The following is a 19,467-nucleotide window of genomic DNA, read 5'->3' on the forward strand; positions in this document are numbered from 1 at the left end:
GAAATAATGAAACGTCTTTCGCAATCAAACCAAGAACTTCTGGGTTAAATATGAATACGTACAAACTTGCGTCGAAACCAATTGGCCTACGAACATGCGCTGAACATCTCCCATGACCAGACCCTACAAGATAGACGAGTAAATGAGGCTTTTATCGTTTGAAATTCAAGCAAGAAGGAGTATGGGGAATTAAGCTCAAATTGGCGAAATCCTTATTGGACTGTCAGATGTAAAGCGAAGTGCAGCGAAAAATGCGCTCAGGCCGTCTAATAGGTGGAGGTGATGATTCAGTGATGCCGGCCGGCTCGAAATACAAGGAAAATTTCCCGAAAGATCCCACTCAAGCTCTAGAGCAGCTGATGGAAAGCTTTGGCTCGACGATCATGCGCACCGCTTATTTTTATACCGGGGATCGGCATTTTGCCGAGGATATCAGTCAGGAGGTATTTCTTCGCGCTTATCGCAACTGGAACTCGTTTCGTGGAGATAGCGCGGTTAAAACCTGGTTGACGACGATCGCTATCAACGTTTGCCGGGACAAGATGGGCGTGCGGATGTTTACGGAACAGCCGACCGATCCCAGCCTGATGGAGCGGGGACGGATATTCAACGTAGAAGAAGAAGCGCTTAAAAGATTGCAGAAAAGCGAGATATTGCGCCATATGCTGCGTCTGCCTCTGCCGTATCAGGAGGCTTTATATTTATATTATTATCTGGACTTGGACACACGGGAAATTGCGAAAGCGACGTCGTCGCCCGAGGGTACCGTGAGAAACAGACTGCACCGGGCGCGCGAGGCATTGGCTCGGGAAATGCGCAAGGAGGAGACAACCGATGACGGACATGGAGCGTAATTTACGTCAACAATTGCAAAAGGAGTCGGATGATATGTTGTTTTCTAAAATGGAATTGAGCGATAGTATTAAACAGAAGATCAGGAAACAAGCTGCCGCGGAAGCGAGAGGCCGCCGCCGATTCGTTCTTCCGAAAGCCTGGCTTGCAGGAGCGGCAGCGCTGGTCGCGGCAGTCGTCATAGTGGCGGGATTGCCGATGCTGCAAGAGCCCGCCGCAGTCCCGACGCCAACGGATAATTCGTCGGAAATCGTACCGCCAGGAAACGGAGGAGCCACAGGTTCGGAGTTGTCCCAATTGATTACAACTCCATTAGGAACGGCGGAGGCAGCGAAAGCAGCTTTCGGTTCCGGTGTGCTTGTTCCTCAAGTCGCCCCGGAAGGCTTCAAGCTGGCTGAGATCGTCGGCGTGGGAATGAAGGACGAACCGCTTAGAGATTTAAACTTCACATACGGCTCGGGTGATAAGACGGTGACGTTCAGCGCGAGCCGCATGCCGGCGGCGTTCCCGACGGACCAGTTCACACAGACCAAAGTGGGCGGAGCGGACGGCTTAATTTTCGAGCAAGCCGAGTTCACGGAGCTGTTCTGGGTTGTTGACGGCATTCATTATGGCGTGTCCGGTCCGATTTCGGGCGACGAGGCCATGAAGGTAGCCGAATCGGTGGAGCCTTAATGAGTTGATGCGTGTATATCGTGAATGAATGGAACGCCACACCAGCCGAATGTTAAATAACTTGGGGTAGCGTAATATCCTCATACGGGAGATCGCATCAATAGCATCGATGAGGTCAGGGGTGAGAATCCCCCTAGGCTCCTCCAAACAATTAACTCAAACCACTTCATCTGAAGTGGTTTTTTTGGTGAAGCCTACTTGCTTCAGAAGATTACTGGAGGAATTGAAATTTAGGATTGGAATCAAGATTGAATTCAATCTACTTAAATTAATATTGCCCCCGTAAAGGATAAGACTACCTCATTGGAACTTTATTGCAACACTCGTATGATAAGATAAGTCCCCAATATACAAATCGTGTTCATGGAACTTATTACAAGGTTAAAAGAAGTAGTGAGATTACGTTATTTGCACGTACGCTTATCGCTCTTTGAATCTTGTTATTTTTTTGAGCTCGTGAAAACGCTAACATCGGGTCAATTGTGGACGGGGGCGCATTTACAAGACTGGACATATGGAATAGTAGAGGTGATGCGGCAGCTAGCATAAAAGCGGGAAAGTGTTGTCAGGCCATACATGAGGGGTTCATATCGGGTGTAAAGGATCACTTTTTTTGTGCACTACATAAAATCATAGAAAGTTTTGAATTTAGTATTTAAGTGAAGAAGTTTTAAAGAGTTATGGGATCTCTTCAAAACCTAAAAATAGGATATATGGAGGAAATTTGAGAATGAAAAAAAGACGATTATTAGCATCATTACTTGTGACAGCGATGCTATTTACTTTGTTTTCTCCGCTTATGGCAGTCAGCGCGGCATGGGGAGATGACGTATCTCTTTTGACCGTAAATGCAGGTGCAGATGGTAATACGGCGACAAACGCCGATGCGCCGGACGGACAGAAAGCGTGGAGTTTAAACACCGGAACCTCAAAGGGCGGGGGGCCTTGGGATAACCTCTTCACGCCGAGCGTGGCGCCTCTAAAAGATGTATCCGCTTATAAAGACGGATACTTCGTTTTCGAGATGTATATTCCAAATGCGAGCTTTAAAAATATGCTAGGCAATAACTGGCTCGTCATCGTAAGCGACAGTAATCCCGCTGCGGATAAGTTCAACGCTGATTCTCGTCTCCAGCTTGATTTGAGCGGAGTCACAAATGCTGCAGTGGGCACATGGGCGACGGTCTATACGAAGTTATCTTCGTCAAGTGCCGTAGCCGGGAATTTTAATGACGCGTGGTTAGACAAAGTAACCAGACTGGCCATGCATCTGCAATGGGATACGAGTGTCCCTAGCACTGACGTTTTCATAAAAAACCCGCGTTTCCAGAAAAGTACGTTAGGCGTTCCGGTTTCACCGTCAACGGCTCCCGCACTTGATGTAGCAACAAAAACAGTAACTGCGAACGCACCGGCTAGCGGGCAAGCTGTGGAATTCGCAATAAGCGAAGATGGGATCGCTCCCGCAGCCGGCTGGGTGGATGGAAGTAAAAACGATAATGTTTATTCTCATCAATTTGCGACATTGCCTTCAGCGCAGACCTATTATGTATTTGCGCGGGCGAAAGCAGACAACAGTTACAACTTCATCGGCGCATCTTCAAGAATTACGGTAACGTCTATTGACGAACAAACATTGGTAAATGAGGCGGCGGCGTCTCTGACATGGGATGCGATTAAAGGCAGTAATACTTCGAATAACGATGTAAAATCACAACTCAGTCTTCCGACAACAATAGGGACAACTAACGTAGCATGGGCTTCGGACAATGCGGCAATAAGCAGTACCGGAGGCGTAAATCGTTTATTGAATAGGGAAGTAGACAAAACCGTCGTACTCACGGCGACAATAACCAAGGGTAATGCAAGTGCTACACAAACGTTTACCTTGACGGTGAGAGCTGTGCCGGCGGAGGTTAACGCCCGGGCTGCGACGTATTTTCCTAATATAGAAGAGGGAACGAGCAGCGCTAATGCGCCGGACGGAAATAACGCGGTTAAGTTGGGTGCTGGAAAAATAGGCGCTGGCGTTGAACGGCTTTGGGATGCCCGCTTTGTTAGCAGCAGCGGCAATCAGGATTTATCAGCTTATGCGAATCAATATTTTGTTTTTGATATGTATGTTACACATTCGGACCTTTTAAAGCTCAGTGGAAATAACTGGATCGCCATGGCAAGTGGCGGTAACAATCTTGACACCAATTCGCGTCTTAACCTTAATGTTAACGAAATCAAAAACGGAAAGGTTAATGAATGGATTACGGTTTATGCGCAATTATCAGCAGCCAATTCTCCGAATGGTTTCAATCCCGTTAATTTGGACACGGTACAGGCGGGGAGATTGCAAATGCAATGGTCATCCGTGCCCCAAGGCGACATCTATATCAAGAACCCGCGTTTTCAGAATACCGTGGATTCGCCGAAACCTATTCCTACAGCTGTTGAGACAACGGGCAACGTTACGTTATCTTCAGCAGCGCCAACAAACGGTCAGGCTGTGCAGTTTGCAATCAACACCACTGGTAACGCTCCTGCGGTCGGCGATTGGACGACGGGTACTCTGGGTACAGGCGTTTATACTGCGGCATTTACAAAACCAACAGGCAACATCTATTATACATTCGCACGCACGGCTCAAAATACGCAATATCCTTTCGCAGGAACGCATACAAGAGTTAAAGTGGAGCATCTTGACGACAATCAAGCAATATCGGACGCAGCAAATAAGCTGACATGGGACACGATTAGGAATTCGAATGTTATTCAATCCGAAGTAAGAACGGGGTTGACTCTTAAGACAACCGGTGCGAACGAAACGGCTATAGAATGGTCGGCTGAACCTGCTGGTATCATAAATACCGCAACTGGCAGTGTAACTCGCGACCCTGACGTAGGAAAAGCCGTAACCCTTACGGCGAAAATAACCAAAGGCAATGCAGCACCTGTTCATAAAACTTTCAATTTGACAGTAGCCAGTACGTCTAACGAACTTGCTGAAGTGTTCATTGACTTCAACGAGCCTGAATCATTTGATGCCGTTGATACCATTGGAAGCGGTTTCGGCGACGGTGGAGATCCGGCCGGACCGTACAAAGGACTACAAGGCAAAGGCATAGGCATCAGCCTTATCGGAGACGGCGGTACCGCAGTGGATGTAGTCACTCAAAGCGGCGTAAACGCTGTGAAGATCGGCAACTTTATGTACGTCATTGTAGACGACCTTAAGCTTAAGCAAGCAAACAAGGTCGAATTAGCGGTCACCTACTGGAGACCGAGCGCCGCGGGCGGTATTTCGTTGCAGTATAACACTATATATCCCGGCAGCTTCTCTGGATTTGAAGCGTATAGATCAGCGAGCCTTCCGGCGACAGGAAGCGGAAACACTTGGGTGACTTCAAAGGGTGTGCTTAACGGAGCTAATTTTGCGATAGGAGCACAAAATCAAGGAGCGCACTTCCGGATCGGTGCAGCCGGAGCAATCATACAGAGCATACGAATAACCGAAATTCCTCCAACGGATGAAGAAGCGGTAAAACTTGTTTCGGACGCGCTGACTTGGGACGCGATCAAGGGTACGAATACCAGACAGGATCTGGTTGAAACCAATTTGAATCTTGCTAAGGCGGGTTCAGCGAGTACGAACATTGTGTGGGCATCTACCAATAACACGGTGATCAACAGCAACACCGGCGCAGTAGTTCGTCAAGGAGTGAATACATCCGTAACACTCACGGCGACAGTAAGCAAAGGAACGGCAACACCCGTTGTTAAAACATTTAATATCGTCGTTCGCGGAACAGGGACCGGAACCGACGAGGAAGCGGTAAACGATATGTTGAATAAACTGACATGGAATTTAATCAAAGGCGTGAATGCTTCGGAGACTAATGTGACAACGAACTTAGTTCTTCCGTCCATGGGTGAAAATATGACGGATATTACATGGACGACATCCGCTGCTACCCTTATAACCACTGCAGGCGTGATACCGACAAACCGTCCGGACGGCGGAGGCGAGGTAACGCTCACGGCGACGGTAAAAAGAGGTTCGGTAGCCGCTCCTGTAACCCAGACTAAAACTTTTGTGCTCACAGTTCCGGATCGATATGATTACGCAAAACACATGAGAGCGGCAATCGTTCAGGAACACGACGCGAAAGATTGGGCGATATCGGACTTTAACGTACTCGCTTTCGGTGCGAAAACAGCAGAGATGGCAGAAGCGGAAGGCTTAGTTGATTTCGATAACAGAGAGGCTTTCCAGGCGGCGATTGATGCGGCTTATAATGACGGCGGCGGCGTAGTCTATATTCCGGCGGGAACCTTTGCGTTCTACACGGAAACTACCGGCACAATAAGCGTTCAAAGCACGACAGGCAGTACAACCTACGAATATAAACAGGTTTTAAATTTGCGGGCAGGCGTACAGCTCCGTGGCGAATGGGATAATCCGGATGCGGACGATTACGATGGTAAAATTGGTGGAACCATTCTCGCGGTCTATGCCGGACATAACTCCGCCAATTATGACACGTATGTTGACTCTGACGAGAGAGAAAATCAGACTGGCGGCAAAAAAGTAGCTAACGTGTCCGATAGATTCATAGACATGGAACAAGGCACAGGTGTAACGAACCTTTCCGTATGGTATCCGAATCAAGATATAAATGCTACTACCACTGTTGAAAAGAGGAACGCAGATGGTCAGAAGACAGGGGAATTTGAGGATATAAAAGGAATTCCGTATCCGTGGACGTTCTATCAGAGAACCGGAAACAGCGTGACGCTTGATAACGTTACTCTTGTAAACGCGTGGGGAGGATTCATTTCCCTGCCGAGCGAAATGCATTATGTTGTGAACAGCAATATGACGGCTCTCTACAAGGGCATCGTGGTTCACACCTGTACAGATATCGGACGTATCGAGAACGTTGACATTGATCCGAAATACTGGGCAAATTCAGGTCTTGACGGCGCACCGTCTCTTGCGGATACGAGAGCGTACACAAGAGCGAACGCTACCGGATTCATGATGCACCGATCAGATTGGGAATATGTCTCGGGATTGAATATTTCCGGGTATAAGACGGGGATGTGGATCGGAAGAGAACCTGGCGGCGACGAAGCACCGAACGCACAGTTCTACGGATTGAAAATCGAAGACAGTCAAACGGGTATATACATTGACAACGTTAACGGTTTCGGTCTGCTGCTCTCGAACTCGGAATTCGGAGGCGACACAGCAGTATATTTCAACGAACGTTTCGACACTTCTGTTCAATTCAACGGAGTTGCATTTAAAGGTCCGATTGTAAGCAACGCCAGAGGTGGAGTTATATCCTTTGAGGATAGCACGTTCGATGAATATGACAATTATGCGCTGAACTTCCTGGGCCGAGGAAGCGCATTAGTCAGTCAGAGCAATTTCAAACAGGCAGACAAACATGCACATTTTGGAGCAAACTTCGGAACATTCAAATCGGTAAATTCAGGTTATAACCTTAACATCGAGAGCGCTGACCTTGCCGCTCACATCGATAACCTTGAACTTGACGTTAAGGCTGACGGTAATAACACCGCGGTACAAATCGTTAATGATGTTGATTATCTATTTGAACCTATTCCGAAGGACGTAAAAACAGATATTGACGTACATCCGAGACCGACATCAAGCGCAGTGCTTAGACTTGACTTCCCACGCTCGTTAACCGGCAACGCACCGAACGTGGATATTTCTGCAAAATTGCAGGAAGCTCTCGACTATATTAAAGCTAATCACGGCGGCGGCACGATCTATTTACCTGGTGGAAGATATAGACTGAATAATCCCGTCATCGTTCCCGAGGGTGTTGAACTCAGAGGAACATGGGACGTGCAGCACCATACTCAAGGCGGCGGCACGGCGATCTTTACTGCGTACACCGGCGGGGCTGAGGGAGAAAACGGTAATTCCCTCATACAGCTTAAGGCAAACGCAGGACTCAGAGGACTTAACATTGCGCAAACGAATATAACCAGCGTCAATCTCGACAACCCTAACCTAACACTAAAAACTCCGTTTTTGGTACAGGGACAAGGCGCAGGCGTATATGCAATCAACTTAACGATCCCAATAGGGGATAAAGGAATAGATCTGGCTTCCTACAAAACAGATGGTCACTATGTAGACTATTTAGGAGGCACGCTCCTCAGAGCAGGCATTTGGGTCGGAGGAGGCGCGGAAGGCGGATTTATTAGAAATATGCAATTCAATCCGCATTACGCTTTGAGACTTCCGGGAGGCCAAGGATATTCGGCCCCTACCGGCGATTTGTACGGATTCGTACAAAGATACATGAGTGCGCTCAAATTCGCTGATGTGGAGGACCAGACGATTTTCAACAATTTCGTTTTTGGTTCGGTATACGGCATACACTTCCTGAAAAGAGACCTGGGGAACGGAGAATTCGCATACCCTGGAAAAATGACGATGATTGGTCACGGTTCGGATGGAACCACATACGCACTCTATGTGGAAGACGCTGACGAACACACCAAAATAATCGCGATCAACTCAGAATTGGTGAATACGAACATCACGACGGAGCCGAATAGAGCGTATGTCAGAATGGGAGATGCAGCTAATACCGCGAAAATCCACCAAGACGCTGAACTTGTCCTGTACAACAGCGCGTTCTGGGGAAGCCCGACCGTAGCGGGAGCGATCGTAAATAACGGTGTCGTTCGCTTACAGCAAGCAAACTTTACTCAGCTGCCCGGCAACAATCCGGGTATTGATGTCCACGGCGGTAAGGCGCATGTATACACTTCTTACTTCCAGCCATCCAAGAACGGCCAGAATAATAATGTGTATGCCATGCTGCGCGAGAGCGGCACATCGGTAGAACTTAGCAACAATTTTTACGCGTCCGGTTTGAGAAACAGTACTCCAGCAGACAATCCGTACGGCATTTACGGCTCGGATTTATTGGCGGAACCGTTTGTATTTAACCTAACCAAAAACGGAGATAAACAACAATTCAACGTTAAGTATAATGTCGGAGGAAGAGCCTCTGCACCCGGAACCTTAACAATTGTTTCCCCGGCTGCTTATGCTAAAGATTTCACTCCCATTACATTTAACGCGCTTGCGGCAGGCGAATCCGTAACCGTAGATTTACCGTATTATGCTGCAGGTCTGATCACATTCAAGCTTCAACTCGATGACGGAAAAGCATACACTTATACGGCAAAATTTGACGCAGCATACGCCGAAAAGGTAAGTTCTGCAGGCGCAGAAAATCCGGCAAAGAGTGCTGCAACGCCGGCATTTGTAATGGACACCAAAGATTATGTCACTTCAGGGACGTGGGATGGTCCGCAAGACCTCAGCGTTGGATCGCATTTCGCATGGGACGACAGCAATTTATACGCATACATTGTCGTTACAGACGACGTGCACTTCAATAGCCAAACTGGAGGAAATATATGGAGAGAGGATAATTTGCAGTTAGGCATTGATTTACGCAATCCCGCAACCAACAGTACTACGCGGAATGAATTGGGGTTCGCGCTCACCAATGACAACAAAGATGTAATATGGGCTTGGACACGTCCCACAGGCGCCAATGCACCGACTGCTCCGATAACTGATATCGCAGCAAAAATTACGAGAGATGAAGATACGAAAACGACGATTTACGATTTAAAGATTCCGTTTAATACCGTTCATAATAATTCTGCATCGGAGCTTACGAACGGAAGAATCGGAATATCAATCATGCTCAATGAATCTGACAGTTCGCGTGAATCAGACAGCACCAGATCCACCTTTGAAGTTGAAAGTGGACAATTAAAAAATTCAAGTTCATTTACAGATGTATTTCTGTTAGATGCAGGCAAATACAATGAAATGCTTGAAGCATCGGCAAGCGCTGCCGTTTCAAAGGCTCTCGCGTCTGGATCAGCTGCCGATAACGCTATAGCTCGCAACTTTGTTACGATTATGGCAGACGGCGAAGTTAAGACGAATCTTCTTAACAAAATCAAACCTATCGTTCAGGATAGCGAAATCAGCAAAGCTGCTGCAGAATTTGATCTGAACCCTAGCAAGCAGCAAGAAATTGCAATAAAGCTGGAGCTTAAAGGGAATACACTGACAGCCATAAAGAACGGCAGTACACAGCTGCAGACTGGAACTGATTATGTTGTGAATAGTGATCAGATCACGTTTACGACGGCTTACTTGGCGAAATTACAAAAAGGTACTGCGAAGCTAACGTTTGAGTTTAGCGCAGGCCAGCCGCAGGTGTTGACGATTACAATAGTTGATACAACGCCTGACACCAACAACGGCGGTAACAATGGCGGCAACAATGGCGACAACAACGGAGGCAACACCGGCGGAAATCAAGAGAACCAGATTGAATTGAAGGATATTGCCGGACACTGGGCAGAAGCTGCGATTCGTAAAGCAGTGACTAAAGGTTTTGTAGTTGGCTACAAGGATCAAACCTTCAAGCCAAATGCGGCGGTAACCCGTGCGGAATTTGCAGTGATGTTATCCCGTGCATTGACTGTACAAAGTGATGGAAAGCAGCATGCCTTTAATGATGAAGCTGACATTGCTCCATGGGCAAAGGAAGCGCTTGAGCAGGCTGTATCAGCGGGGATTTTAAGCGGCTATGCGGATGGAACGCTGCGTCCAAATAGCGGTTTGACGCGCGCTGAGCTCGCGGTTATGATTGCTCGCTCGTTGAAGCTGGAAGACCAAAAGGACAAAGCAGCAAACTTTACTGACAATGCTAAATTGCCAGAGTGGGCAAAGGGCGCGATTGGCGCAGTAGCTGCAAAAGGGATTATGCAGGGCAAGGAAGGCGGCAAGTTTGACTTCAATGCCGTGGCTACCAGAGCGGAAGTAATTACAATTCTGCTCCGTATTTTGGAGCTGGATGAGAATTAAAAAGATCAGTCAGCATAATTATTGCCAGCGGATCGTAGAGTCTTAATCAGTGAGGATGTCAGCGGCGATTAGCCAAGGCTGACATCCTTTTTATTTGCCTTTCAAAAAGAGGGTTTGGTCTGCAGTTGCTGAAGTTATAAATCGGAGATTAGGATGAATGAAGAAACCATTTAATTATGATTAAATGGAACAAAAGAAATGAAGTTTAAGCACAGCGACCAAAATGTATGAATAGCGCGTAACCTTGGATTTGTCATACGTTTATAAAAAGAGAAAATTCGACTAACTCCGAATATATTTACATTTACATTGCCAAATTCCTCTTATACGATGAAAGGAATTCGTATAAAATCAATCCCTCTATTTAAATTCAATCTACAGCTAAGAGAATGCTTCATAGACCACATGCCCGGTTTCAAGTATTTTGACCCAAACAATATGATTGCGCTTTCAATTCCTGTTAACATCATGGATCGTTGTTGTAAACATGCAAAGTACCTTAGATAACAAGGCGGGGATCTTATGTACAAGTTGTTGATTGTCGACGATGAGGCGCTGGTTCGAGAAGCGATAGAAGATCAGATGGATTGGGAGAGGCTAGGTTTCGAATGCATAGGCAGCTGCGAGGACGGCAAGGAAGCGCTAGATTTCATTAACCGTCATACACCGGATGTCGTGTTGACCGATATCGGAATGCCGTTCATGAACGGCATTGAGCTGACGCGCGAGCTTTCTGCCAGTTTCCCGAAAGTGAAGGTCATTATTTTTACAGGCTACGATGATTTCGATTTTGCCCAGCAGGCTTTGAAATTGCAAGCTGTTGACTATATTTTAAAACCGGTTACGGCAGCGGAACTTGAGCAGGTCATTTGTAAGCTTCGTTCTGAGCTTGACAGCGAAAGAAATCAAATGCAAGATTTCGAGCAGTTGAAGCGTCAATTGAGGGAGAGCCAGCCTTTGTTGAAAGAGCGTTTTTTGGAACGATTTGCGACTTCGCCGATGACAGAAAAACAAAAGAATGAGAACTTCAGCTATTTTGATATTGAGTGGGACGGCTCCTTCGTGATCGAGCTGGCCATAGAAGTAGACGAGTTCGTATGGAGCCAGCCTAAGACGTTGTCCGACGAGGAGCTTATTCGTTTTGCTGTTTATAACATTGCCCAGGAAATTATAGCTGACCGTTCCGGGACACTTATTTTTAGAGATCGGGAAAATCGTGTGCATGTCATCATTTCTAGTCATCAGAGGGATGAACTACATGATCTATCGACGCAGGTGGCTGAAGAAATTCACAGTACGATAACCGATTACCTGCCTGTTAAACTTTCTATAGGCATCGGACATGTATGCAGCTTAACGGACAAAGTGCAGCGTTTAAATCAATCTGCTTTGTCAGCGCTTGATTATCGTTTCGTCATCGGTACCAATCAAATTATATGCATATGGGATATGGAGCAGCGAAAGCGGCCGGAGTTGTTGTCGCTCATTGATTGGGAAAGTGAACTGGTCACGAAACTGAAAACCGGATCACCGGAAGAGATGGATGAATGGATTAGGCAAATCTTCATCATGTTCCGCGAACATGCTTTTCCATTCGATATTTGCCACATGTATCTGCAACGGATTGTATTGACGATTATGCACACCCTCTATGTCATGGGCATTGACAGTGCACAAGTGTTCGGAGCAAACCAAGCTCCAATGAATGAAATGACTAAGTTTGCGTCGATGGGTGAAGTTGAAGCGTGGCTGAAGGAGCAATGCGCGAAAGTAGTCGGATCAATCAAAAGCATGCGGGAGCATCAATGCGTGTTCCAAGTCGCAAAGGCGATAGAGTACATCAAGCTGCATTATATGGACCCGAAGCTATCATTAAAGTCGGTGTGTTATCACGTATCGATGAGCTCAAGTTACTTCAGCACCATATTCAAGCAAACCAATGGTAAAACGTTCGTGGAATTCGTAACCCATCTGCGTATGGAGAAAGCGAAGGAATTATTAATTGTGTCAGCTTTAAAGAGCTATGAGATCGCATATGCCGTTGGCTACAGCGATCCTCATTATTTTAGCGGCGCATTTAAGAAGCATACGGGAGAAACCCCAACGGATTATCGCCATAAAAAAATAAAAGGGTTAGTGTGATACGAGTGAGAATGTTTTCGCGATTGCCGAGTATTCAGACGAATATGGTGCTTGCCTCGGTCGCGCTCATCATTATGACAAGCATTATGATGAGCGTTACTTCCTTTTACTTAACTAAGGATTCCGTTAATTCCACAGCGCAGACGTATACTACGGAGCTGGTGAAACAGGTAAATAACAATATTAAATCCTACATTAACGGCATGAAGTATATGTCTGATCTTGTAGCTGGCAATTATGCAGTTCAAGCTTATTTATCCTCAGCTTCCTTTAATAGTTTAAAGGAAGAGAAGGATTACAAGGAAGCGATCTCCGAAATGTTAGGTGGGATGCTGGTATCCCGAACGGATATTAGCTCAGCGAACATTTTCGGTTATGGCGGACAGTTCGTGTCCGGCCGCAAAGAGCTCGAGCTAAATCCAAACGTCGATATTACAAGTATGAATTGGTATAGGAACGCTAAAAGCATGGGCGGGCAAAGCGTTATTTCCTCTTCGCACGTGCAGCCTATTTTTAAAGACATGTATCCTTGGGTCGTATCCTTGAGCCGGGAACTGGTCAGCAAGGACGGGAACAAGAAGCTGGGCGTTTTTTTGGTCGATTTGAATTTCAGCGTTATGAATGACATGTTTAAGGATATTCGACTAGGCCAAAGAGGATATTTATTCATCATCGATTCGGATGGGAAAATCGTTTATCATCCCCAGCAGCAATTGATTTATAGTAATTTGAAAACAGAGATGATCGATAAAGTGCTGGAAATCAGAAACGGAACATTCATAAGCAACCAAGGCAGCGAAAGCCGAATGTACACGGTTCAGGATTCTGAGTTTGGCTGGAAAATTGTCGGTGTCTCCTACGTAAGCGAATTAGCTGAAAATCAGAGTAATGTGCTGCTGTCTATTATTGTTTTGGGAATCATCTGTATTATTATCGGAATTATTATTTCATTATTCTTATCTCAACGCGTGAGCCAACCGATCAAACGCTTGCAGGGCTATATGAAGGAAGTGGAAAAGGGGAATTTCGATATCCATGTCCCCGGTCACAAAACAGTAGAAATCCAGAGGCTTGCAAGAGCGTTTAATATGATGGTCGGGAAAATTAAAGAGCTGATGCAGCAAACGGTACTCGATCAGGAACAAAAACGCAAGAGTGAGATCAGCGCCCTTCAAGCCCAAATCAACCCTCATTTTCTTTATAACACGCTTGATTCCATAGTATGGATGGCCGAGAGCAATAAGTCTAGGGAAGTTGTGTTAATGACTTCGGCGCTTGCCAAGCTTTTCCGCTCGTCGATCAGCAAGGGTGAGGAACTGGTTTCGATTAAAACTGAAATTGAGCATATTACAAACTATTTAATGATTCAGAAAATGCGGTATAAAAATAAGCTGGATTATCATATCGAAATATCCGAATCGATTCAGGAATATCGGGTCATCAAAATCATTATGCAGCCGCTTATTGAAAATGCGATCTATCATGGCATTAAGATGAAGCAGGGACCTGGTTTCATCCGGGTTGCTTGCGAAGAAACGGACACGGACATTATTCTGATTGTTGAAGATAACGGGAATGGGATGGAGGAGGAGAAATTAAAGTCGCTTCATCTTCCAGCTTCCGTTACGGAGGGCGGAAGAGGAGTCGGCGTGCAAAATGTTCAGGAACGGCTTAAGCTTTATTACGGGGCGCAATACGGATTAACCTACCAGAGCGTGCTAGGAGAGGGAACAACCGTCTATATCCGTATTCCCAAATTGCGCCAAGTTTTGGAGGACGAGAGACATGGCAGGAAGTCATAAGTGGGTAACAACCGCCGTTGCACTCCTTCTCATCGCTGTGGCCGTTTTTGTATATGGGCATAACGGATTATCTGCGAAAAAGAAGATAGAGGTTACGGTAATCCTTAAAACAATCGATACATCGGTAGAATTCTGGCAGGTATTAATTGACGGAGTGCATGAAGCTGCCCAAGAGTTTAATGTAAACGTTCAGGTATGGGGGACAAAGTCGGAAACGGACGTTGATGAACAAATTGCCCTTGTGGAGAAAGCGATATTAAATAAGCCAGATGCAATCGTATTGGCTGCGACCGATTACGAGAGACTCGTACCCGTCGCAGAGAAAATAAAGAAGAACGGAATTAAGCTTATTATCGTCGATTCGGGAATCAAGTCAGATGCAGCCGATAGCATCGTAACGACGGACAACGTCAGTGCTGGCAGAGAAGCGGGCGAAGCGATGAAAAGCTTGATCAAAGATAAGGCTAAAATAGCGATTATAAGCTATGTCAAAAGCGCTGCTTCTCATATCGACAGGGAAAAGGGCGTTCATGAAGTTTTAGAAAATTATCCCGGAATCGAAATGCTAGGTACGTACAATGGCGAGGGCTCCGAGCAAAATTCCTATTTGCTGGCTATGGAAATGCTGCAGCAGCATAACGATGTGTTCGGCATTATCGGTCTCAACGAGCCGACTACGGTTGGAGCGGGAAGAGCCATTCAGGAACTGGGATTAAAGGGGAAAGTGCAGCTGATTGGATTCGATAGTTCTTTCAACGAGATTAAGCTTTTGGATGAAGGCGTCATGAATGCTACGGTGCTTCAAAGGCCTTTTCAAATGGGCTATCTCAGCATTAAAACGGCCATGGAGGTTGTTAAGGGCAAGAAGGCTGCGAAGCTTATCGATACGGGCTCACTGCTTATAACGAAAAAAAATATGTATGAAGAGGAGAATCAGAAGCTGTTGTTTCCGTTTGTTGGAAATGAATAGATGAACGAGATTGAGAATAATGGGAGAGTGGCAGAGTAGGCGAAAGCCTGCTGTGCCTTTTTGTTGTTAACGACTAAATAGGTTGAACTAGTAGTTTAAGCGAAGCGAGCAGATCGTTCTGGAGAAACGAAGTGTTCGCCTTTGCGGCCGGATTCTACCCTTTAAATGTCTAATCAAATCCAAGAATCTGGCTGCAACAGCGATCGTAAGAATGATCTGCTCGCGTAGCGTCCAAAACAAATTGTTTAGTTTCATCTAATGGGTTGAATCCCCAAAATTATTCGACTCTTACAAGAAGAAATCACATGTAAGTGGCGGAATGAACCGTGTAAAGTTATCGGTAACAACATGAATATGGAGAGAGGAGATGAAACGATGAGTGAGAGTCTAGTGCAAATGGAAGGAATCGTGAAAAGCTTTGCCGGGGTCCATGCCTTAAAGGATTGTAAGTTCGACCTGCGGCCTGGCGAAGTACACGCACTTGTTGGGGAGAACGGCGCCGGGAAATCGACCATGATGAAGGTGTTGACAGGCGTGTATCAGATGGACGAGGGACGCATTCTCTATCAGGGCGAGGAAGTACGTATTCCGGATACAAGAGCCGCTCAAAAAAAGGGAATCAGCATGATTCATCAGGAGATGAATCTCGCAGCCGATCTAACCGTCGCGCAAAACATTTTTATCGGCAAAGAGCCGCGGAAAGCGATAAAACTGTTTCTGGACGAGAAAGAGATGAATCGACAAACCACCATTTTGCTCAGACAAATGAATCTGGATATCGATCCTACCACGCTTGTATCGAAGCTGACGGTCGCCAAGCAGCAAATGGTTGAAATCATTAAAGCTATTTCCTACGACTCTCAAGTGTTAATTATGGACGAACCGACAGCCGCGCTTAGTGATGCGGAAATTGAGGAATTGTTTAAGATTATCGTCCAGCTGCGAGCTAAAGGGGTAGGCATTGTATACATCTCCCACCGTATGGCGGAGCTGAAACGAATTACCGATCGCATCACGGTTATGCGAGACGGAAGCTACATTGATACGGTTGCGACCGCCGATACAAGCATCGATAAAATTATTTCGATGATGGTAGGCCGAGAGCTCTATCAATCGGATAAGACGAACCGGTTAAAGGACGAATCGAGCGAAAGCATGCTTGAGGTACGTAATCTAAACCGTAGAAATGTTCTTCACAACGTAAGCTTCACGCTGCGCAAGGGCGAAATACTTGGCGTAGCCGGATTAGTCGGCGCAGGAAGAACGGAGGTTGCCCGGGCAATCTTCGGTGCTGATCCGCTCGATTCCGGTGAGATCCACGTGCATGGCCGCAAGGTACGGATTAACGGGCCCCATCAGGCCGTGAAGCATGGCATTGGGTATTTGAGCGAGGATAGGAAGCACTTTGGGTGCCTGCTGGAAATGGATGTTTCAACGAATGCCACGTTGGCAACGGCTGGTCGTTTCACAAGGGCTGGTTTTTGGATGAACGAAAAACGCATGAATGAGATTTCGACTCAAATCGTTGAGGAGCTTAAGGTAAAAACGCCAAGCATAAAACAGAAGCTGAAATTTCTATCCGGCGGGAACCAGCAGAAGGTCATCATTGGGAAGTGGTTAACGAGGGACTGCGACATCCTAATCTTCGATGAGCCGACTCGAGGGATCGATATCGGAGCCAAAAGCGAGATTTATAAGCTTCTTGAGAACTTGGCGGCTGCAGGCAAATCGATCATTATGATCAGCTCGGAACTGCCAGAAATTTTAAGGCTTAGTCATCGTATCATCGTGATGTGCGAAGGAAGAATTACCGGGGAGCTTATGAATGATCATCTCGCAACCCAGGAGCAGATCATGACTTATGCAACAGATCGAATCGGATAACGTCGGGAGGGAAAGGAAGAGAAGCATGAATAAAACAACAGTGGTTGAGCAGAAATCGCATTTTGCGATTAAGTCAGGGCTGCAGCAGCTCTTAGTATTTGGAAGTTTGATTTTGCTCGTCATCTTTTTTTCTATCGCGTCGGATAATTTCTTTCATTTTTCCAATCTCATTGGCATTTTGCTCTCCACCGCGGTTATTGGCGTACTGGCGTTAGGCTCGACGTTCGTCATTATTACGGGCGGCATTGATCTTTCGGTTGGCACGGTCATGACGCTGTCCGCAGTCATGACTGGCGTCTTCATTACGATCTGGGGGCTGCCTATTCCAATCGGTATTATCGGCGGTTTGCTGACCGGGGCGTTATGCGGATTTTTATCAGGCTTTACGATTGCTAGACTAGGAATTCCGCCATTTATCGCCACGCTCGCGATGATGATGATTGCCAAAGGGTTAGCATTAGTTATCTCTGGAGCTAAGCCGATCTATTTCACCGACAATGAAGCTTTTATGGAAATATCATTAGGATCGGTATTAGGTGACCTTATTCCAGGCTTCGATATTCCGAACGCTGTCCTTATTTTTTTCATCGCAGCCATCCTCGGGAGCATCTTATTGTCCAGAACGATTGTTGGCCGTTACAACTTCGCAATCGGCAGCAATGAAGAGGCGACGCGTCTATCCGGCATTAATGTGCGAAATTGGAAAATCGTGATTTACACGATAACCGGCGTGTTTACGGGAATTGCCGGCATTCTGATGGCATCAAGGTTAAACACGGCGCATCCTTCTCTCGGCGCGGGTTACGAACTGGAAGCGATAGCAGCGGTAATCATCGGCGGCACCTCACTAAGCGGCGGTAAGGGAACGATCTTGGGAACCGTAATCGGCGCACTCATTATGAGCGTATTGACGAACGGTTTACGCATCATGTCGGTTCCTCAGGAGTGGCAGACGGTCGTGGTTGGTTTTGTTATATTACTCGCGGTATATGCGGATATTTTGCGTCGTCGAAAGGCTTAACAGCGATATAGCCTCCTCCGGAGATTATATATAAATGCAAATATAATTCATGATGAAGGGGATATGAACATGAGAAAAGTATGGATGATGGCAGCTTTGGTACTCGTAGTATTCATGAGCGCTTGCAGCTCGAACGGAGGCAGCAATACACCTACGAATGCACCAGAGTCAACTAAAAAACCGAGCTCTGAAGCGCCTGCGAACACGGAGAAAATGTATGTTCCGGTTATTTCCAAGGGATTTCAGCATCAATTCTGGCAAGCGGTTAAGATCGGTGCAGAGAAGGCAGCAGCAGAGCTGAACGTGGATATCACTTTCGAAGGCCCAGAGTCTGAATCCCAAGTCGACAAACAGCTTGAAATGCTGCAAGTGGCATTGGATAAAAAGCCTAGCGCAATTGGTTTCGCTGCACTGGACAGCCAAGCTTCGATCCCGCTGCTCAAGAAGGCTAAAGACGCCGGCATTCCTGTTATTGCATTCGACTCCGGCGTGGACAGTGACATTCCGCTTAGTACAGTAGCAACGGATAATGCGGTTGCCGCTGGTGTTGCAGCAGATAAAATGGCGGAATTAATCGGCGGTGAAGGCGAGATTGCGATTATTGCCCATGACCAAACGAGCCGCACGGGCATCGATCGTCGCGATGGCTTCAAGAAGCGTATCGAGGAAAAATACCCAAATATTAAAATTGTAGATATTCAGTACGGCGGGGGAGATCATCTCAAATCGACCGATGCGGCAAAGGCGATTATGCAAGCGTACCCGAAACTCAAGGGCTTCTTCGGTACAAATGAAGGTTCCGCCATTGGAGTAATTAATGCAGTAATGGAAGCAAAAGCGGTCGGTAAAGTGACAGTTATCGGTTATGATTCCGGTAAAGCACAGATCGATGCGATCAAGAATGGCACGATGGCTGGCGCTATCTCCCAAAATCCGGTTGGCATCGGCTATGAAACGGTAAAAGCCGCAGTTGCGGCTGCCAAAGGCGAAACGGTTGAACCCGCTATCGACAGCGGTTTCGTATGGTACGACAAAACCAACATCGATAACGAAGAGGTTAAAGCCGTTCTTTACGAATAAATAGATAAGCCAATCATTTCATAGCCATATTGGGGCTGTACGTAAAGGAGCTCATCCTTCAGCGACAGTCCCGATCATTTTATTCTATTAAAATAACGGA

9 protein-coding genes are annotated in these 19,467 nt (G+C 46.5%); all 9 read left to right on the plus strand.

What is annotated here, in order from left to right; all coding sequences use genetic code 11:
• The first annotated feature begins 293 nt into the window (after positions 1–293).
• The 9 genes from BK120_RS26095 (at position 294) to BK120_RS26135 (ending at position 19,367) form a co-directional block, all read left to right on the plus strand.
• Entirely contained in the window at positions 294–854 is a 561-nt protein-coding gene (locus BK120_RS26095; protein WP_076270524.1) for an RNA polymerase sigma factor, read from the plus strand.
• Between the two features lie 196 nt (positions 855–1,050).
• Entirely contained in the window at positions 1,051–1,527 is a 477-nt protein-coding gene (locus BK120_RS26100) for a DUF4367 domain-containing protein (RefSeq protein ID WP_179089897.1), read from the plus strand.
• A 730-nt stretch (positions 1,528–2,257) separates the two neighbouring features.
• A complete protein-coding gene (locus BK120_RS26105) occupies positions 2,258–10,468 on the plus strand; it encodes an immunoglobulin-like domain-containing protein (RefSeq protein WP_076270444.1) in 8,211 nt (2,736 codons plus the stop codon).
• A gap of 522 nt (positions 10,469–10,990) precedes the next feature.
• Complete coding sequence (locus BK120_RS26110; protein WP_076270445.1) at positions 10,991–12,610, plus strand: response regulator transcription factor; 1,620 nt, start codon at positions 10,991–10,993, stop codon at positions 12,608–12,610.
• A gap of 11 nt (positions 12,611–12,621) precedes the next feature.
• Complete coding sequence (locus BK120_RS26115) at positions 12,622–14,412, plus strand: sensor histidine kinase (RefSeq protein WP_256711034.1); 1,791 nt, start codon at positions 12,622–12,624, stop codon at positions 14,410–14,412.
• Entirely contained in the window at positions 14,396–15,382 is a 987-nt protein-coding gene (locus tag BK120_RS26120) for a substrate-binding domain-containing protein (RefSeq protein WP_076270446.1), read from the plus strand. The genes BK120_RS26115 and BK120_RS26120 overlap by 17 nt, the downstream gene beginning before the upstream one ends.
• A gap of 375 nt (positions 15,383–15,757) precedes the next feature.
• On the plus strand, positions 15,758–17,266 hold the full coding sequence (locus tag BK120_RS26125; protein WP_076270447.1) for a sugar ABC transporter ATP-binding protein: 1,509 nt from the start codon (positions 15,758–15,760) through the stop codon (positions 17,264–17,266).
• A gap of 25 nt (positions 17,267–17,291) precedes the next feature.
• Positions 17,292–18,287, plus strand: coding sequence for an ABC transporter permease (locus BK120_RS26130; protein ID WP_076270526.1), 996 nt, complete (start codon positions 17,292–17,294; stop codon positions 18,285–18,287).
• A 63-nt stretch (positions 18,288–18,350) separates the two neighbouring features.
• Positions 18,351–19,367, plus strand: a complete 1,017-nt coding sequence (locus BK120_RS26135) for an ABC transporter substrate-binding protein (protein ID WP_076270448.1) — start codon at positions 18,351–18,353, stop codon at positions 19,365–19,367.
• Positions 19,368–19,467: the final 100 nt, after the last annotated feature.

The organism is Paenibacillus sp. FSL A5-0031 (assembly GCF_001956295.1).
GTDB lineage: Bacteria > Bacillota > Bacilli > Paenibacillales > Paenibacillaceae > Pristimantibacillus.